The sequence below is a fragment of the Actinoplanes octamycinicus genome, assembly GCF_014205225.1.
Lineage (GTDB): Bacteria > Actinomycetota > Actinomycetes > Mycobacteriales > Micromonosporaceae > Actinoplanes > Actinoplanes octamycinicus.
In genome coordinates this window covers 1,817,270-1,835,786 of the sequence record NZ_JACHNB010000001.1, presented here as the reverse complement: position 1 = coordinate 1,835,786, position 18,517 = coordinate 1,817,270, and the positions used below count along the sequence as shown (strand labels likewise).

General features: G+C 71.0%; 16 protein-coding genes. 5 read left to right on the top strand and 11 right to left on the bottom strand.

The genetic code is table 11. The features are described from left to right. Window positions 1-2: 2 nt before the first annotated feature. The 5 genes from BJY16_RS08250 to BJY16_RS08230 all read right to left on the bottom strand — a co-directional run bounded on the left by BJY16_RS08250 (window position 3) and on the right by BJY16_RS08230 (window position 4,575). Window positions 3-863, bottom strand: coding sequence for a hypothetical protein (locus BJY16_RS08250; protein WP_185038494.1), 861 nt, complete (start codon window positions 861-863; stop codon window positions 3-5). After that, on the bottom strand, window positions 860-1,183 hold the full coding sequence (locus tag BJY16_RS08245; protein ID WP_239177475.1) for a PadR family transcriptional regulator: 324 nt from the start codon (window positions 1,181-1,183) through the stop codon (window positions 860-862). The genes BJY16_RS08250 and BJY16_RS08245 overlap by 4 nt, the downstream gene beginning before the upstream one ends. A gap of 45 nt (window positions 1,184-1,228) precedes the next feature. Continuing rightward, the gene (locus BJY16_RS08240; RefSeq protein WP_185038493.1) at window positions 1,229-2,086 is read right to left on the bottom strand and encodes a LamG-like jellyroll fold domain-containing protein; all 858 of its coding nucleotides are present in this window, start codon (window positions 2,084-2,086) and stop codon (window positions 1,229-1,231) included. 121 nt (window positions 2,087-2,207) lie between these two features. Then, a complete protein-coding gene (locus BJY16_RS08235) occupies window positions 2,208-3,245 on the bottom strand; it encodes a hemolysin family protein (RefSeq protein ID WP_185038492.1) in 1,038 nt (345 codons plus the stop codon). After that, complete coding sequence (locus BJY16_RS08230; RefSeq protein ID WP_185038491.1) at window positions 3,238-4,575, bottom strand: hemolysin family protein; 1,338 nt, start codon at window positions 4,573-4,575, stop codon at window positions 3,238-3,240. The genes BJY16_RS08235 and BJY16_RS08230 overlap by 8 nt, the downstream gene beginning before the upstream one ends. An 86-nt stretch (window positions 4,576-4,661) precedes the next feature. On the opposite strand from BJY16_RS08230, the gene BJY16_RS08225 reads away from it, so the two are divergent. Beyond that, entirely contained in the window at window positions 4,662-5,321 is a 660-nt protein-coding gene (locus BJY16_RS08225; RefSeq protein ID WP_185038490.1) for a GOLPH3/VPS74 family protein, read from the top strand. 64 nt (window positions 5,322-5,385) lie between these two features. Here BJY16_RS08225 and BJY16_RS08220 read toward each other — a convergent pair whose 3' ends face one another. After that, complete coding sequence (locus BJY16_RS08220) at window positions 5,386-7,533, bottom strand: (Fe-S)-binding protein (RefSeq protein WP_185038489.1); 2,148 nt, start codon at window positions 7,531-7,533, stop codon at window positions 5,386-5,388. Window positions 7,534-7,691: 158 nt separating this feature from the next. Further along, window positions 7,692-7,955 carry a cell division protein CrgA gene (locus BJY16_RS08215; RefSeq protein WP_185038488.1) on the bottom strand — a complete coding sequence of 88 codons (264 nt, stop codon included), beginning with the start codon at window positions 7,953-7,955 and terminating at the stop codon, window positions 7,692-7,694. Window positions 7,956-8,127: 172 nt separating this feature from the next. Here BJY16_RS08215 and BJY16_RS08210 point away from each other — a divergent pair, with 172 nt between their 5' ends. The 4 genes from BJY16_RS08210 to BJY16_RS08195 are packed head-to-tail and all read left to right on the top strand — an operon-like array spanning window position 8,128 to window position 12,324. Next, window positions 8,128-8,940, top strand: coding sequence for a DUF881 domain-containing protein (locus BJY16_RS08210; protein ID WP_185038487.1), 813 nt, complete (start codon window positions 8,128-8,130; stop codon window positions 8,938-8,940). Further along, window positions 8,937-11,372: a class E sortase gene (locus BJY16_RS48320; protein WP_239177477.1), complete on the top strand. Its 2,436-nt coding sequence runs from the start codon at window positions 8,937-8,939 to the stop codon at window positions 11,370-11,372. The genes BJY16_RS08210 and BJY16_RS48320 overlap by 4 nt, the downstream gene beginning before the upstream one ends. Before the next feature lie 3 nt (window positions 11,373-11,375). Continuing rightward, window positions 11,376-11,672, top strand: coding sequence for a hypothetical protein (locus tag BJY16_RS08200; RefSeq protein WP_185038486.1), 297 nt, complete (start codon window positions 11,376-11,378; stop codon window positions 11,670-11,672). A 1-nt stretch (window position 11,673) separates the two neighbouring features. Then, window positions 11,674-12,324: an aminodeoxychorismate/anthranilate synthase component II gene (locus BJY16_RS08195; protein WP_185038485.1), complete on the top strand. Its 651-nt coding sequence runs from the start codon at window positions 11,674-11,676 to the stop codon at window positions 12,322-12,324. A gap of 59 nt (window positions 12,325-12,383) precedes the next feature. On the opposite strand, the gene pknB is transcribed toward BJY16_RS08195, so the two are convergent. The 4 genes from pknB to BJY16_RS08175 are packed head-to-tail and all read right to left on the bottom strand — an operon-like array spanning window position 12,384 to window position 18,475. After that, a complete protein-coding gene (pknB, locus tag BJY16_RS08190) occupies window positions 12,384-14,168 on the bottom strand; it encodes a Stk1 family PASTA domain-containing Ser/Thr kinase (protein ID WP_185038484.1) in 1,785 nt (594 codons plus the stop codon). Further along, window positions 14,165-15,520: a serine/threonine-protein kinase gene (locus BJY16_RS08185; RefSeq protein ID WP_185038483.1), complete on the bottom strand. Its 1,356-nt coding sequence runs from the start codon at window positions 15,518-15,520 to the stop codon at window positions 14,165-14,167. Before BJY16_RS08185 ends, pknB begins: the two co-directional genes overlap by 4 nt. A gap of 1 nt (window position 15,521) precedes the next feature. After that, window positions 15,522-17,021, bottom strand: a complete 1,500-nt coding sequence (locus BJY16_RS08180; RefSeq protein ID WP_185038482.1) for a peptidoglycan D,D-transpeptidase FtsI family protein — start codon at window positions 17,019-17,021, stop codon at window positions 15,522-15,524. Beyond that, window positions 17,018-18,475 (bottom strand): FtsW/RodA/SpoVE family cell cycle protein, encoded by a 1,458-nt coding sequence (locus tag BJY16_RS08175; protein ID WP_185038481.1) that lies wholly within the window; start codon window positions 18,473-18,475, stop codon window positions 17,018-17,020. The genes BJY16_RS08180 and BJY16_RS08175 overlap by 4 nt, the downstream gene beginning before the upstream one ends. Window positions 18,476-18,517 lie beyond the last annotated feature (42 nt).

Here is an 18,517-nt window from a genome sequence, read left to right as displayed (position 1 = left end):
GGTCAGAGCCGGGCCTGGCGGCGGGCGGTGTCCGTGGCCAGGCCGAGCAGCAGCGCCGGTGGCAGGGCGGTGATCGCCAGGTCCACCGCGACCATGGTCCAGCTGTAGACGTCGCCGATCAGCAACTGACCGAGCGAGATCAGCAGGGTGGACAGGTAGAGCAGGCCGAGCGCCATGGCGACCCGCTCGTCGACGGCCAGCCACAACAGACCGCCGAGCGGGAGGGCCATCAGCAGGCCGAAGCGGATGATGCCGGCCACCTCGGGGAGGAACTGGCCGCCCGCCGCGGTGAGGATCGCGACCAGCAACGGCGCCAGCGGCGCGTACGCCAGCAATCCGGTGGCCGGCCGCGGCCGGCGTCGCGTCAGGGTCGCGAGCAGCGCGGCGGCCGCGAGGAAGTGCCAGAAGCCAAGGAAGCCGGCGGGCAGCAGCACGATCGCGGCGGCCAGGTGCCGGCGGCGGAGCGCCAGGGCCAGACCGAGCAGGCCGGACAGCCCGAGAACCAGGGGCGGGACCGCGGGAAGGCCGTGGATCAGGGCCGGGACCGCGGGAAAGCCGTGGACCAGGGCGGACAGGTAGTAGATCGACGGCTCGGCCAGACCGAAGACGATCAGCATCAGGGCGCCGGTCCGGATCGCGGTCAGCCAGCTCTCCCGGGGCGGTGTGCCGGGCATCCGGGCGGCCCGCATCCGCAGCGCGGTGATCGTCAGCGCGAGCATCTCGCGGGGCGCGTGCCGCCGGCCGCCACCGTCCTCGGCCATCTCCAGCAGGGTGTCCAGCATCTCGGCGCCGCGCGTGCGACGGAAGTCCGCCGGGTAGAGCCACAGCAGGCGGCGATAGGTCGTCTCCAGCGAGGTGGTCATGTCCACCCCAGGGAGGTCCGCGGGATCACCACGCTGGCCGCCTCGGCCAGCCGGGCCGCCTCGAACCGCAGGGCGGCCAGGCCGTCCGGGGTGAGCGCGTAGTAGCGCCGGACCCGGCCGTTGACCGTCTCCTCCCGGACCACCCGCACGTAGCCCTCGCCGGCCAGCCGGTCGAGCGCGGTGTAGAGGGTGCCGGTGGCCGGCCTGACCCGCCCGTGTGACAGCTCGGCGGCCCGCTTGATGATCGCGTAGCCGTGCAGCGGCTCGTCCTGCAACGCGGCCAGGATGAAGTACGTCGGCTCCCGCATCGGATGCACCATGCCGGCACCCTATACGTAATCCGGCTACATATGTAGTCCAGCTACTTATGCGCCGATGTCCAGGAAGACGTTGTCGATCTCGCCGGCGAACTGGTCGTTGCCCCGGCCCGGCCCCTTGCCGCCGACCCGGAGCGGCTCCGCGTTCGCGATCGACAGCATCGGCGGCACCGGCACCGAGGCGGCCGGCACGCCGTCCACCAGCATGGTCAGCCGGTTCTCGGTGCGGTTGCACTCCAGGTCGTGCCAGCGCCCGTCGGCCACGTCCACCTGCGGCTCGGCACGGTAGATCCGGGCCCGCTCGCCGGCCATCACGCAGCTCGGGTGCCCCTGCCGGTGGTCGACCTGGAGCTTGAACTGGCTGACCCCGCCGACCGAGTAGCCCTTCTGCAGCACGTTCGCCCCGTCGGCCAGGTCGGCGTGGGTCATCAGGACGGACGCGCCGTACCGGAGCGGGCGGCGGCCCGGGTTCAGGCTGTCGTCCCGCTGGCCTTCGAGGATCGCCCGGGGGCAATCCCGTTCCCGCGGGAGGGTGCATCGGTCCGGGTAGGCGACGGCCAGGCCGGCCCCTTCCGGTACGAGACGTAGCGTCCCGCCGTTCTGCCCGAGCGGCCGCAGCTCGTGCTGCCCACCGGTGTCCTGGATCGGCTCGCCGACGCCGCGGTCGAAGTCGTAGCGCAGCGACACCGGGGTGCTGGCCACCCGCACCCGGCCCAGGTCGGCCGGGGCGGGAAAGGGGGTGGTGGTGGTCAGCACGCCGGCCGACGGCGGGGGCAGCAGGTGGTAGGCCGGCCGGGCACGGGCCGGCGCGCTGAGCGACTGGGGGGTCAGGAGGAGAGCGCCGGCCAGGACCAGGGTCGTGGACAGGGCGCCGATCGGAAGGGCACGCCGCCGGGAGGGAAGCATGGGGCTATTGTCCGCATTGTCGCTTGGCCCTCGTGTCGAAACTCCGGACACGGCACAGACCACCCGTACGCGTTCGTCCGAACTGCCGAACCCGAAAGGCCAAGCCGTAACCCCTCAGGATTCAGCGCCGCCCGGCCGGATGCCCCGCCCCGGCCGGCTCGCCGACCACCGCGTGCAGCACGTCGTCCAGGGTGATCACGCCGAGCGGCCGCCGCCCGTCACTGACCAGCACGATGTGCAGCCGGTCCCGCCGCATGGTGAGCAGCAGATCGGCCAGGCTGCGCTCCGGCGACACCACCGCGAGGGGACGGATCACCTCGGCCGGGATCGGCAGGCGCCGCTGCGCGCCGGCGTAGCCGAGGATGTCCTTGACGTGCACGAAGCCCAGCACCCGGCGGGTGTCCCGCTGCACCACCGGGAAGCGCGACCGGCCGCTGCGGGTGGCCACCGCCTCCAGGGTCGCCGGGGACACGTCGGCGGCCACCGTGGTCACCCGGGACCAGGGCAGCAGGGTGTCGGCCGCGGTCCGGCTGCTCAGGCCGAGGGCGGCGTGGATCCGGGCGTACTGCTCCGAGCCGAGCAGGCCCTCGCTGCGCGCCTGGGTGACCATCCCGGCCAGCTCCTCGGCGGTGAAGACGGTCTTCACCGCGTCGGTCGCCTCGATCTTCCACAGCTTCAGCACCGTGCGGGACGCCCAGCGCATGGCGACCAGCAGCGGCTTGGTCGCAGTGCAGAACGCCAGCATGAACGGGCCCAGGATGAGGGCCGAACGCTCCGGACCGGCCAGCGTGATGTTCTTCGGCACCATCTCGCCGATCACCGTGTGCAGGAAGACCACGACCAGCAGGGCCAGCACGAAGGCCACCGGGTGCACGGCGCGCTCGGGCAGCCCGGCCGCGTGGAACGGGCCCTCCAGCAGGTGGGCCAGGGCCGGCTCGGCGATCGCGCCGAGCGCCAGCGAGCAGATCGTGATGCCGAGCTGCGCGCCGGCGATCATCAGCGGGATCTGGTTCATCGCGGAGAGCGCCCAGCGGGCCGCCTTGGACGTGGCGGCCAGCGGCTCCAGCGCGGTCCGCCGGGAGGCGATCAGCGCGAACTCGCCACCGACGAAGAGGCCGTTGCCGAGCAGCAGCACGGCCGTGATGATCACGTTAGTCATCGGCCGGCTCCTCGGCCGGGGCGACCATCCGGACCTGCTCGATCCGGTGCCGGTCGACCTCCATCACGGTGAACTCCCACCCGTGCTCCTCCAGGGACTCGCCGACCACCGGGATGTGGCCGAGCCGGGCGAGCAGGAAGCCGGCCAGCGTCTCGTAGGGGCCCTCGGGCAGCACGAACCCGGTCTGCTCGAGCACCTCGTCCTCCCGCAGCAGGCCGTCGACCAGGAACGTCTTCTCCCCGCCCGGGGCGGTCAGCTCCGCGGTGCCGGTCTCGGCCAGCTCGGTGTCGTACTCGTCGGCGATCTCCCCGACCAGCTCCTCGATCAGGTCCTCGACGGTGACCACGCCGTCGGTGCCGCCGTACTCGTCGACCACGATGGCCAGGTCCGCGTCGGCCGCCCGGAGCGCGGCCAGCACCTTGTCGAGACCCAGGCTTTCCGGTACGAGCACCGCCTCCCGGGCCAGCGCCGACACCTTGGTCGCGGCCCGCCGCTCGGGCGGCACCCCGAGGGCGTCGTTGACCCCGGCCACGCCGGTCACCACGTCGAGCGTGTTCTCGTACACCGGGAAGCGGGTGTGCCCGGTCTGCCGGGCCACCGTGATCAGGTCGGCGACGCTGGCCGTGGTCTTCAGCCCGACCACGTCGACCCGCGGGGTCATCGCCTTCGCCGCGCGTTTCTCGCCGAACCGAATGGTCCGGCGCATCAGGGTCGCGGTGTCGGTGGGCAGCGCGCCGGCCCGGGCGCTGATCGCCGCGAGCAGCCCCAGCTCCTCCGGTGAGCGGGCGCTGGCCAGCTCCTCCTGCGGCTCGATGCCGATCCGGCGGACCAGCCAGTTGGCCGTCCCGTTCAGCGCGGTGATCATCGGCTTGAAGAGCCGGGAGAACCCGCGCAGCGGGGCGGCGGTGGCCAGCGCCAGGCCCATCGGCCGGGCGAGCGCCGCGTTCTTCGGCACCAGCTCGCCGAAGAGCATCGACACCAGGGTGGCCACGACCAGCGCCAGCACGTGCGTGACCGTGTCGGTCGCGGACCCGGCCACCGGCTCGACCACCGGCGTGATCAGCCGGGACAGGGCCGGCTCGGCCAGGTAGCCGGTGAGCAGGGCGGTCAGTGTGATGCCGAGCTGGGCGCCGGAGAGCTGGAAGGAGAGCTCGTGCAGCGCGGCGCGGACCGTCCCGGCGCGGCGGTCACCCGCGGCAGCGCGCTGATCGATCTCCGCCCGGTCGACGGTGACCAGCCCGAACTCGGCGGCCACAAAAAACGCGTTGCCCACCGTCAGCAGCGCGAAAGCCACCAGCGGGAGCACCGCGGTCAGGAGCAGGCCGTCCATGATCGCTTCACCTCGGCCCTCATTCTGCCGGACTCGGACCTTCCGGTACTAACCCAGTGGATGACAGCGCGATCTAACTTCGAGGAATGAACCTCCTCGAAGAGCTGCTCCTGCTGGCATACGACGACGAGGGCCGCAAGATCCATGACAGCACCCGTCTGGATTTCGGCCTCGGCGGCGCATTGTTGCTGGAACTGGCCCTGTCCGGCCGGATCGACGTGGCCGACAAGAAGGTGGTCGTGGTCGATGCGAGCCCGACCGGCGACCCGCTGGTGGACGACGCGCTGACGCGGATTGGCGACGACGCCCGCCCCCGCAAGCCCGGGCACTGGGTGAGCAAGCTCGCAAAGGGGACACGCCAACGTGTCCTGGATCACCTGGTTTCGGCCGAGATTCTGCGGGTCGAGCACGGCACGGTGCTCTGGATCTTCCCCAAGACGACGTACCCGGCGGCCTACGGGACGGAACCGGCGGCCGAGACCGACGCCCGGCAGCGGATGCGGGGGGCGGTGCTGAGTGACGGGGCGGTGGATGTCCGTACCTCGGCTCTCTGTGCTCTGGTCGCCGCGACCGAGCTGGACCGCAAGGTCTTCGCGGACCTGGACCGGCGGCGGGTCAAGGCCCGGTTGAAGCAGATCAGCGACGGCGACTGGGCCTCGGCCGCGGTGCGCCGGGCGATCCAGGACGTGCAGACCGCGATCATGGCCGGCGCGGTCGCCGCGACCACGGTGGCCGCCACCGGCTGACCAGCGGTGCAACAAAACGGCCGGCCTCCCTCGGGAGACCGGCCGTTTCACGTGAATCGAGCCGTCAGGCTTCCTGCTTGAGCGAGCGCAGCAGCACGGTGGCCACGTCGACCACCTCGACCTCTTCCTGCTTGCCCTTGCCGGTCACCCCGTCGCCGATCATCGTGTAGCAGAACGGGCAGCCCACGGCGATCGTCTTCGCGCCGGTGGCCAGGGCCTCCTCGGTGCGCTCCACGTTGATCCGCTTGCCGATCCGCTCCTCCATCCACATCCGGGCGCCGCCGGCGCCGCAGCAGAAGGAACGCTCCTGGTTACGAGGCATCTCGACCAGGTTCGCCGCCTCGCCGAGGACCTCGCGCGGGGCGTCGAAGACCCGGTTGTGCCGGCCCAGGTAGCACGGGTCGTGGTAGGTGACGTCGCCCTCGATCGGCTGGACCGGGGTGAGCTTGCCCTCCTTGACCAGGTGCGCCAGCAGCTGGGTGTGGTGGACCACCTCGACCTCCAGGCCGAGCTGCTCGTACTCGTTGCCCAGGGTGTTGAAGCAGTGCGGGCAGGTCGCGACGATCCGCTTGACCTTCTTCTCGCCGAACGCCTCGGTGAGCGTCTCGACGTTCTGCTGGGCCAGCATCTGGAAGATGAACTCGTTGCCGATCCGGCGGGCCGGGTCACCGGTGCAGGTCTCGCCCTCGCCGAGGATGGCGTAGTTGACGCCGGCCTCGTGCAGCAGCGTGGCCACCGCGCGGGTGGTCTTCTTGGCCCGGTCCTCGAACGCGCCGGCGCAGCCGACCCAGAACAGGTAGTCGAAGTCCTCGACCTCGCCGACCCGCGGCACCTCGAAGTCCAGGCCCTTGGTCCAGTCCTCGCGGGTGTTCTGCGGGGCGCCCCACGGGTTGCCCTTGTTCTCCAGGTTGCGGAGCATGACGCCGGCCTCGGACGGGAACGACGACTCGATCAGCACCTGGTAGCGGCGCATGTCGACGATGTGGTCGATGTGCTCGATGTCGACCGGGCACTGCTCGACGCAGGCGCCGCAGGTGGTGCAGGACCAGAGCACGTCCGGGTCGATCACGCCGTTCTCGTCGACGCCGCCGATCAGCGGGCGGTTGCCCTCGGCCAGCGACAGCACGTCCAGGTGGGCGAGCTGCGCCTCGGTGGCCTTCTCCTCGCCGGTCAGGTCCTTGCCGCCGCCGGCCAGCATGTACGGCGCCTTCGCGTACGCGTGGTCGCGCAGCGACAGCACCAGCAGCTTCGGCGAGAGCGGCTTGGCGGTGTTCCACGCCGGGCACTGCGACTGGCAGCGGCCGCACTCGGTGCAGGTGGAGAAGTCCAGCAGGCCCTTCCAGGTGAACTGCTCGACCTGCGCGACACCGAACAGGTCCTTCTCCGGGTCGGCCTCCTCGAAGTCGAGCGGCTTGCCCTCGCTCATCATCGGCTTCAGCGCGCCGAGGCCGGAACCGGCCGGCTTCTCCGGGCTGCGCTTGAAGAAGATGTTGAAGAACGCCAGGAAGCGGTGCCAGGCCACGCCCATCGTCGGGTTCAGCGAGATGGTGATCAGCCAGCCCATCGAGATGAGCAGCTTGACCAGCGCGACCCAGGTGGGGCCGTCCTCCCAGGCGGGCATGACGCTGCCGATGGCGTGCGACAGCGGGGCGGCCCACACCGGGTACGGGAAGGTGTCGTTGGCCACCTTCAGCCCGCGGATCAGGAAGCCGCAGACCAGCACGCCGACGATGATCGACTCGACGAAGTAGGCCTGCCACATGGTCGAGCCGAGGAACCGGCTGCGCTTCACCGCGCCCGGCTTCTGCCGCTGGCGCACGAAGATGAGGTAGAGGATGCCGATCGTGCCGAGGATCCCGAACCACTCGGTGACGAACCCGAAGATCGTCCAGTGCCCGATGATCGGCAGCTCGCCGTCCGGCGTCACCGCCTCGAAGTAGGCCTCGAGGACCAGCGACGACAGGACGATGAAGGAGAACATCACGAACCAGTGGGCGGCGCCGATGGCGCTCCACTTCAGCATCCGGGTATGCCCGACCGACTCCCTGAGCAGGGTCTTGGTCCGGGTGCCCTTGTCGGTGAACCGCTCGGGCGCGGGCTGGCCCGATCGGATCACCTTGGTGATCGTGAGAACGGCACGCACCGCCAGGGCGACGGCCACCACCGTGACCGCCACCGACAAGACGGTGGCGATGATCTGCGCGTAGCCCATGTGTGTTGTGCCTCCTCGGTCGGCTGGGCGCCAGCCTATGTTACCCATGAGTAATAGGCCGGTGCGCGCCACCGGTCAAGGACCTGTGGCACTTCAGCCAAAAGCGCACCCCACGCCGGGCGGGGGTGCGCTTGGTGCAGACGAATCTACTTCCCGGCTCAGCGCCAGCGGGAGAGAATGCCCAGCGACGCCACCATGCAGCCGAAACCGACCGCCAGGTTCCAATACCGCCAGCTCTCCACCGGGTACTCCTGGGAGGACAGGTAGTAGATGACCAGCCAGGCGATGCCGACCACGATCAGCGTCACCGCGGTGGCGGGCAGCCAGACCGGGCTCGGCTTCTTGGACGCGGCCGCGACCGCCGGACGGATGTCCGAGGGCGGCGTGTAGACCTTCTTCTTACGAACCTGCGACTTGGGCACGGAACTCTCCTGAGGGCAACAAGTGGTGAACAACCACCGGTGAGCGGCTCCGGGGACTCCGAATGCTGCCCGTGGCGAATACTGTTCGCCAGCTAGCGTAATCAAGACAGCGTGCGGACAGGCACCCGCCGGGGCGAGAAAATCCCCGGCGTCGACTCTCGCGGGAGGCCGGGTGGCTTTTCAAGGTGGACGCGACGGCGCCTCCTGGCAGCTCGCGCTGCGGCGCGCGGCCCGCGGGCTGCGGCCGCGCCGCGGCGGCCGGCGGACCGTCTGGTCGGTCGGGGTCCCGCTGATCGCGCTGGCCGCGGGCCTGCTCTTCACCACGTCCGCGACCACCGCCGGGGGCACCGCGCTGCGCGACGACCGGCGGCCGCAGCTGACCCAGGTGATCGCCGACAAGCGCGACCGGCTGGCGGAGAGCGAGAAACGCGCCGCCGCCCTGCGCGCCGGCGTCGACGCCGAGGCGGCCCGGCTCGCCGAGGTGGACACCCCGGTCAAGGAGGCCCGCGAGCGCGCCGACGCGATCCGCGAGCCGGCCGGGTTCACCGCCCTGCACGGCCCCGGCCTGACCGTCGTCCTGAACGACTCACCGCGGCGCGGATCCGACTTCGGCGACAACGCTCCGGACAACGACGATCTGGTCGTTCACCAGGGCGATGTCCAGGCCGTGGTGAACGCGATGTGGGCCGGTGGGGCGGAGGCCATGACGATCATGGATGTCCGCGTGATCAGCACGAGCGCGGTACGCTGTGTCGGCAATACGCTGCTCCTTCACAACCAGGTTTTCTCCCCACCCTTCAAGATCACAGCAATCGGCGAACCCACAGCGATGCATCGCGCGTTGGAGTCCGCAGAAGGAGTCAGGCAGTTCCGCGAGGCCGTCACCGACTTCGGGCTCGGTTACGCGGAGAGAAACGAAAAGGACGTGACAGTGCCGGCGTACGACGGGTCGACCGACCTCCGATCCGCACAGGCTGCCCAGTGACGAGCACGCCCGCGGAATACCCGGGGAGCAGCAGCCCGACCGGCCGGGGACGGCACCGTGCTCCCGACTCCGAGGCGCAGACCGCGTACATCCCGCGGCTCAGCGACGCGTCACCGGACGGGGTGCCCGGTGGGCCGCTGACCCCGCCGGTGGGCCTCGGGGCGAACGTGAGCCCGAGCCCGGCCGCCCCGTCCCGCTCCGCCCGCCTGCCGGAGACCCTGCCGAGCGCGGCCCAGCCGGACCTTCCGCCGGGTGCGGCTCAGCCGGGCAGTGCGCCGAGCGTGGCCCACCCGGACATTTCGCCGCATCCGGCCCGCCCGGACATCTCGCCCGACCCGACCCGGCCGGACACGTCGCCGGCCGCCCGGGACGACACCGCGATCCTGGAGCCGGACGCGAGCACCCAGCGGCGGATCCAGGCCGTCCGCGGGGAGAGCGGGATCGACGAGGTGAGCGCGGCCGCCGCGGCGGCCCGCCGGCGCGCGATGCCGTCCACGCCGGCCGCGCCGCAGAATTTCGACTTCTTCGCCGCCGGCGCCGACGAGGATCAACACCCGTTTGCGGTACGGACGGAGAGTTCCGCCCCGCCGAAACGTCCGGAGGCGTCCCCGGCGCGCGTCGACGACACCCAGCAGATCCCGGCGACCGGAGTGCCCGCCGCGCGCCCGGCCGAGCCCGCCGTGCCCCTCCCGCCGGTCGCACCGGCGGTGACGTCGTTCCCGGCTGCCTCCGCCATGCCCGCGTCGCCGGCTGCTCCCCCTGCGCCCGCGTCCCCAGCGGCTCCGGTCGTGCCCGCGGCTCCGATCTCCTCGGCCGTGCCCGCGTCGCCGGCCGCGGCGCTGTCCCCGGCCGGCCCGAGCTGGAACACCGAGCCGACCCGCCCGCAGAGCCCCGCCCCCGCCACGCCCTCCTGGGCGCCGCAGTCGAGCAGCCTCGCGCCCGGGGCAGCGGGGTCCACCAGCCCAGCACCCGGCTGGGCCGCCGGCTCCGGCAGTCCCGCTTCCGCGTGGGCCGCAGGCTCGAGCGCGGCCTCCGCCCAGGCGACCGGATCCGCCGGGCCCGGCAGTCCGGCAGCCGCCAACTGGGCGGCGGAGCCCACCCGGCAGACCACCCCGGTGTCCGGACTTCGCGCCGCCGAGCCGGCCGCCCCGGCGTGGGACCCGGAGGCGACCGACCGCATCGACACCTCCGGCGCCGCCTCGGCTCCGGCGCCGGCCCCCGCGTCCCCGGCCGCCGCCGTCGCGGGCCAGCCGTTCGCCAGCACCCCGGAAACGGCCCGGAAATCCCCGCAGACGGCCGAACCGGCCGCCCCGGCACCCTGGGAGCCCTCCGGTGCCCTGACCCGCCCGCTGCCCGCCGCGAGCGGCCCGCCGATGGGCTCCAAGAACACCCGCTGGGCCAGCAACGAGCCGCTGGAGGAGTCCCACCCGATCGCCTCCGACACCCGGGTCATCCGGACCGTCGACGCGCCGACCGGTGTCCTCCCCACCCTGCCGGTCGGCGCCCCGCTGCCCGGCAAGCTGACCGCCCTGCCGCCCGGCAGCGCCGCGCAGGCCGCCCGCGAGGCGGCCGGCCCGGAGGCCGTGGTCGGTGCCGCCTCGGTCGAGGCCGTCCCGGCCGTCCCGGCCGAGCCCGCCGAGATCGAGCCGCCCGAGCCGCCGAAACGCGGTGAGCGGGTGGTCAAGCTGCGGCCGGAGCAGACCGACGAGGGCTACAAGAGCGTCTACTCCGAGCTGACCCGCCCGACCACCGCCTCCCGGCTGCGCACCGGCATCCGCGGTGCCGGCGAGCTGATGATCACTTTCGGTCTGATCGTGCTGCTGTTCGCCGGCTACGAGGTCTTCGGCAACTCCGCCGAGGTGCAGGCCGAGCAGGACCAGCTGGCCCAGGAGCTGGACCAGGCGTGGGCCGACCCGACGGTCGCCCCGACCAGCACAGTGAAGGGTCCGGCCGCGCCCGGCGAGGCCCTGGTCGGCCGGCTCTACATCCCGAAGCTGGACAAGGAGTGGGTGGTCGTCGACGGCGTCCGCCCACAGGACATCAAGTACGCCCCGGGCCACTACCCGGAGACCGCCAAGCCCGGCCAGGTCGGCAACTTCTCGGTGGCCGGTCACCGGATCAAGAAGATCTTCTGGCGGCTCGACGAGATGAAACCGGGCGACGTGATCGGCGTCGAGACCCGCGACAGCTGGTACGTCTACCGCGTCACCGGCCACCAGATCGTCACGCCGAACCAGGTCGAGGTGGTCGCCCCGGTGCCCAACAAGCCGGGCGAGAAACCCACCAAGGCGCTGCTCACGCTGACCACCTGCAACCCGAAGTTCAACAACTACCAACGGCTGATCGTGCACGCGGAGCTGGTCAAGACGGTGCCGCGGGATCAGACCAAGTCCGACGCCGGCATGCCGGCCGAGATGAAGACGAAGGCATAGCGGATGTACGCCTGGATCTGGCGCAAGCTCCCGGGTGCGCTGTGGAGCAAACTGTCCATCTCGCTGGTGCTGGTCGCCGCGGTCGGCTCGCTGCTGTGGTACGTGGTGTTCCCGTGGGCGACCCCGCTGCTGCCCTTCGACGACGTGCAGGTCGGCGACACCTCGCAGATCGACCCGAACTCGGTCGACCGGGACGCGCCGACCGGCGCCTCCCCCGACCCGGACGAGTCCGCGCCCGACGTGATCCCCTACAGCACGACCTCCAACCATCCGGACCCCGGCGGCCTAGCAGGTGACTGACGTGCGCATCCTCGTCATTGACAACTACGACTCGTTCGTCTTCAACCTGGTGCAGTACCTCGGCCAGCTCGGCGCCGACTGCGAGGTCCGGCGCAACGACGAGATCACCGTCGCCGAGGCCGGCGCCCTGGGCGCGGACGGCATCCTGCTCTCGCCCGGCCCCGGCGAGCCGACCCGGGCCGGCATCATGCTGGACGTGATCCGGGAGTACGCCGGGAAGCTCCCGCTCTTCGGCGTCTGCCTGGGTCACCAGGCGATCGGCGCGGCCTTCGGCGCCACCGTCACCCGGGCGCCCGAGCTGCTGCACGGCAAGACCTCGCTGGTCCACCACAAGGGCGAGGGCGTGCTGACCGGCCTGCCGGACCCGTTCACCGCGACCCGCTACCACTCGCTCGCGGTGCTCGAGGAGACCCTGCCGGACGAGATCGAGGTGACCGGCCGCACCGAGTCCGGCGTGGTGATGGCGATGCGCCACCGCACGCTGCCGATCGAGGGCGTCCAGTTCCACCCGGAGTCGGTGCTCACCGAGGGCGGCCACACCATGCTGGCCAACTGGCTGGCCACCTGCGGGCTGCCCACCGCCCTGGACCGCGCCCCGGAGCTGGCCGCCGAGGTCGAGCACCGCCGCCGCTCGGCCTTCGCCACCGCCTGATCGTTCCCAGACAAAAGAAGCCGGCGGCCTTCTGGGCCGCCGGCTTCTTCGTTCGCTGACTAGTTCGTCCCGGTCCCGCCACCGGCACCGGTGGTGTCGGTCGGGCTGGGCGAGACCGAGCCGCTCGGGTCGGTGGTCGGCGTGTCGGCCACCACGGTGATGGTGATGTTGGTGCCGGACTCGACCTTGCTCTTCGGCTTCTTGCTCTGCTTGATGACCTTGCCCGGCTCGCCGCCACCCTGCACGTACACCACGGGGTTGACGTTCAGGCCGGCCTTCTGCAGTTGATCGACCGCGTCGTCCTCCGTCTGACCGACCACATCCGGCACGACGACCAGCTGGTTGTTGGAGACCCGCACGGTGATCTCGGTGCCCGGGTCGACCTCGTCGCCGGCGTTCTCCACGTCGACGACCTGACCCTTGGGCGACGCGCTGTTGACCTCCTTGACGACCGGCTTCAGGCCCAGGTCGCTCAGCGCGTTCTCGGCGAACTGCTGACTGCTGCCTTCCAGGTTGGTCGGGACGGTCACCTTCTTCGGCGCGACGCAGACGGTGAAGCCGACCTGGGTGGTGACCGGAAGGACGGTGTTCGCCGCCGGGCTCTGCTGGGAGACGTTGCCCTCGCAGCCCTTCTTCGTCTCGGTCTGGGGCGGCGCGATGTTGGTGAACCCGGCCGTGATCAGCGCGTTGCGGGCATCGTTCGGACTGAAGCCCTTCAGGTCCGGCACGGCGACCTGCTTGGGCTGATTCGAGTCGCCGCTGCCGTTGCCTTTGTTCAGCGCCAGCGCGACACCCAGCACGATCACCACCAGCACGCCCAGGCCGGCCAGCGCGGCCCACACCCAGGACTGCTTGTTCTCCGGCGGGCGGCCGCCGCCGCCCATGGTGGTGGCGACCGGGCGCTGGATGGTGGTGGCGCCCTGCGGCTGCCACTGGCTCGGACCGTTGTTCATGGCCATCGTCTCGGCCTGGCTCATCACCGGGGTGGCCATGACCGGACGGCCGGAGACCGCGCGCAGCGCGTCGGCGCGCATCTCCTGGGCACTCTGGTAGCGGTTCAGCGGGTTCTTGGCGAGCGCCTTGAGCACGATCGCGTCGAGGTCCGGCGGGACCTCCCGGACGATCGAACTCGGCGCTTTCGGGTCCTCCCGGACGTGCTGGTACGCCACGCTGACCGGGCTGTCGCCGACGAACGGCGGGTGCCCGACGAGCAGTTCGAAGAGGACGCAGCCGGCCGCGTACACATCGGAGCGGGCGTCGACCGACTCGCCACGGGCCTGCTCGGGCGAGAGGTACTGCGCGGTGCCGATCACCGCGCTGGTCTGGGTCATCGTGGTGGCGCCGCTGGCCAGAGCCCGGGCGATACCGAAGTCCATGACCTTGACCTGGCCGTTCTGTGTGATCATCACGTTGCCGGGCTTGATGTCCCGGTGGATGATCCCGTGCCGGTGGCTGAACTCCAGCGCGGCGCAGATGTCGGCGATGATCTCCAGGGCCCGGCGTGGCTGGAGCCGCTGCTCCTGGGCCAGGACCTCCTTGAGAGTCCGCCCGTTGACGAACTCCATGACGATGAACGGCAGTCTCTCACCGGTTGCCGAGGTCTCCTCGCCGGTGTCGTAGACCGCCACGATGGCGGGGTGGTTCAGTGCCGCGGAGTTCTGCGCCTCACGCCGGAATCGCTCCTGAAAGGTGGCATCCCGGGCCAGGTCGGTGCGCAACATCTTGATCGCAACATCCCGGCCGAGGCGGAGGTCGCGTCCCCGGTGCACCTCTGCCATACCGCCGTAGCCGAGCAGCTCGCCGACCTGGTACCTGCCACCGAGCAGTCGGGCCTGCGCCGTCATAGCGTCTGTCGTCCTTCGTTCGGTCGGATCGGGCCGAGCTGGGGGTCGGCCTTCATGAGACGGTACGACGCCACCGACACCGGGTCAGCGGCCACGCCCATGCGGAGGATAGCCGCCGAGCTGCTCTGATCACCCAGCGCGATTTCGGCGGCGGCGTTCGCGTTGCCATGTCGATACAGGAACGAGATGACCCCGGCACAGAGCAGGACCAGAAGAGCCAGGACCACGGCGAGCACGATCAGCACCTGACGACCGAACGAGCCTTCCGGCTTGGCCATCGGCGCCTGGTGCGGGTATCCGCTGTTCATCGGCGGGCCGGACTGCGGGCGGTAGTGCGGTGGCATCGGGGTGGCCACCGGCGGCGCCGGCGACTGCACCGGCGGGACCGAGGGCACCGGCGGAACCGACGGCACCGGCGCCGCACCCCGGGCGCCCGAGATCGGCCGCGGCACCGAGGCACGCGCCTGCTGCGACGGGGCCGGGCTGGTCGGGGTGGCCCGGACCGGCTGGCTCACCGGCGGCTGCGCCGTGGTGGTCAGCGACGACGCGGCCTGCCGGGCCACCGCCGCCATCGCCGCGGCGCTGGGCCAGCGGGCGGTCGGATCCTTGGCCAGGGCACGCTCCACGATGGCCCGCACCGCGGGCGGGATGTCGCCGGGCAGCGGGCGGGGCGTCTCCCGGACGTGCTTCATGGCGATCTCGATCGGGGTGGCGCCGTCGAACGGCCGGTGCCCGGAGAGGCACTGGTAGGCGACCACGCCCAGCGCGTACACGTCGGAGGCCGGCGTCGCCACGTCACCGGCGGCCTGCTCGGGGGAGATGTAGGACGCCGTGCCGAGCACCGCCCCGGCCACCGTCAGCTGCCCGACCAGGGCCGACCGGGCGATGCCGAAGTCGGTCAGGACGAGCGTGCCGTTCGGCCGGACCAGCAGGTTGCCGGGTTTCACGTCGCGGTGCACGATCCCGTTGGCATGCGCGGCCTGCAACGCGTCGGCGGCCTGGGCGACCAGCGCCATGGTCCGGGCCGGGGTGAGCCGGCCGACCCGGCTCAGCGTCCGGGAGAGCGCGTCACCCTCCACGTACTCCATCACCAGGAAGGCGATCTGCTGGTCGCTGCCGTAGTCGTAGACGTCGACCACACCGGGGTGGTTGATCGTCGCCATGGTGCGCGCCTCGCCGCGGAACCGCTCGGCGAAGCCGGGCTCGTCGAGCAGCGCGGGCAGCAGGATCTTGACGGCGACCGTCCGGCCCAGCACGTCGTCCGTGCCGCGCCAGACATCACCCATACCGCCGCCGGCGATCCGCTCCTCCAAGCGGTAGCGCCCACCGAGCGTGACCCCCGGGCGGATCATGTCAGTTTCCTCCCCCGCCGGCAGCGGCCTTCATGATCAGCCCGGCGATCCGGGCTGCTTCGGCGCTCGCGTGGCCGCCCTTCACGTTCTCCAGCATGACGCAGACCGCGGAGACCGGTTCACCCTTGTCGTTGAACGCGAAGCCGATGAACCACCCGTGCGGGTCGGCGCCCTCGGCGTTCTGCGCGGTGCCGGTCTTGCCGCCGACCGTGAGACCGTCGACCCGCGCGTTCTTTCCGGTGCCGTTCTCGACGACGCTGACCATCATCTCTTTGAGCTTGCCGGCCACCGTGCTGTCGATCGGGCTGCTCTTGGTCTGCGGCGACGCGGTGTAGATCGTCCGGCGGTCCGGGCTGAGCAGTTTCTGCACCAGGTAGGGCCGCATCTGGTCGCCACCGTTGGCCACCGAGGCGGCGATCAGCGCGCCCTGCATCGGCGTCATCCGCACGTCGCGCTGCCCGATCGAGGACTGGGCCAGCGCCGACTTGTCGGTGCTGCCGTCCGGGTTGGCGATGTCGCCGGTGTGGCTGGCCGCCACCGGGAGGCCGTCCTTGCTCTGCAAGTTGCCGATCTTGAGGTCGCTCTCCTCGAAGCCGAACGCCTTCGCCTTCTCCTTGACCTTGTCGGCGCCGAGTTTCACGCCGAGCTTGGCGTACCCGGTGTTGCAGCTCTCGGTCAGCGCCTCCTTGAGGGTGACCTCGCCGCTCGGGCAGACCTCGTCCTCGGCGTTGCGGATGGTCGCGCCGCCCTCTTTGTAGACGCTGCCGGCCGGGATCTCGGTGTCGACGTCGTAGCCGTTCTCCAGGGCGGCCGCCGAGACGACCACCTTGAAGGTCGAGCCGGGCGGCAGGGTCTGCGACAGCGCCCGGTTCAGCATCGGCTGATCCTTGTCCGCGTTCAGCTCCTTGTACGCCGCCGCGGCCGCCTTCTTGTCGTGGGTGACCAGCTGGTTCGGGTCGTAGCTGGGCATCGAGACCAGAGCCTGGATCGCTCCGGTGCGCGGGTCGAGGGCGATCGCGGCGCCCTTCTTCGCCCCGCGCTCGTTGTTGACCATCTGCTTCCAGGCGACCTCTTGGGCCTTGGTGTTCAGCGACAGCAGCACGTTGCCGCCACCGGTCTTCTCGCCGGTGAACATGTCGCTGATCCGGTCCGCGATGAGCTTGTCGCTCTCCCCGGAGAGGAAGTCGTTCTCGGTCTCCTCGATGCCGGTCGCGCCCAGGTTGACCGGCTTGTAGCCGAGCACCGGCGCGTAGATCTCCTTCTTCGGGTAGACCCGGAGGTACTTCAGCGTGTCGTCGGTCTCGATGCTCCGGGCCAGCGGGTTGCCACCGGCCTCGATCACGCCACGGGCACGCTCGTACTCGGCGACCACCACCCGGCCGTTCCACGGGTGGGTGCGGTACTCGTCGGCCTTGTAGGCCTGGATCCAGTTCAGGTTCGCGAAGATCAACCCGAACAGCACGAAGAGGACCACGCCGGACTTTCGCAGGGGTGCGTTCACGGCTTGATCACCTCCGTCATGGCGCCGTGCAGCTGGGTGGGTGCCTTCTTCGGGCCGGGCCGAGCCGCGCCGCCGCCCCCGGTCGCCGGGCCGCGGGCCGCGTTCGAGATGCGCAACAGCATCGCGATGAGCAGCCAGTTCGCCATCAGCGAGGAACCACCGGAGGAGAGGAACGGCGTGGTCTGACCGGTCAGCGGGATCAGCCCGGTGATACCCCCGAGGATCACGAAGACCTGCAGGCCGAGGGTGAACGAGAGACCACCGGCGACCAGCTTGCCGAACGAGTCACGCACCCCGATCGCGGCGCGCAGCCCGCGGATCGCGATCAGCATGTAGCAGACCAGCAGCGCGGAGAGGCCGAAGAGGCCGATCTCCTCGCCCAGGCCGGCGAAGATGAAGTCGTTCTGCACCTCGGGCACCGACAGGGGCGAACCGGCGCCCGGACCGGTGCCGAACAGGCCGCCGGTGCCCAGCCCGAGCAGACCCTGGACGAGCTGGTAGCTGTTGCCGCTCACCCGCTCGTAGTTGGCCTGGGAGAACGGGTCCAGCCAGACCTCGGCCCGGTCGTAGAAGTTCGCGAACGGGCCGCCGACCGAGGCGCCCAGCAGGTACGCGATGTAGACGCCGCCGAAGAAGAGCAGCAGGCCGATGATCAGCCAGCTGGACCGCTCGGTGGCCACGTAGAGCGTCACCACGAACAGCCCGAAGTACAGCAGCGCGGTGCCCAGGTCCTTCTCGAAGACCAGGACCAGCAGGCTGAACAGCCACACCGTGACCACCGGACCGAGGTCCCGGCCGCGCGGGAAGTCGATGCCGAGGAAACGCTTGCTGGCCAGCGAGAGCACCTCGCGCTTGCGCACCAGGTAGTACGCGAAGAAGGTGACCAGCATCAGCTTGGCGAACTCGCCGGGCTGGATGGAGAAGGCGCCCAGCTTGATCCACAGCTTCGCGCCGTTCACCTCGGAGATGCTGCCGGGCAGCACCGCCGGGATCATCATCAGCACGATGCCGGTGAGGCCGAGCGTGTACGCGTACTTCGAGACGTTCCGGTGGTCGCGGATCAGCAGGAGCAGCGCGGCGGCCAGGATCAGCGCGATCAGCGTCCAGGCGAGCTGGCGGCCGCCGATCCCGGAGAAGATCCCCGGCGGCCCCTCCTTGTCGTTGATCGCGTTGGCGATGTCGATGCGCCGCAGGAACGCCACACCGATGCCGTTGATCAGGGCGACCATGGGGAGCAGCACCGGATCCGCGTACGGCGCGACGTAGCGGACCACCAGGTGCAGGCCGAGGAAGAGGATGCTGAGCAGCGCGGCCGGCACCCAGAAGTTCGGCTGCAGCTTGTCGTACTTGTTGGCTTCCACGGTCGCGCCGAACGCGGCGACGAGCACCATGGCGAAAGCCAGCAGCCCGAGCTCGGCGTTACGACGCGTCTTCAATCCCGGGATACGCGACATCTCACCCGTGGAAGCGGGTGAAGGAGCCGGTACGGCGGGCGC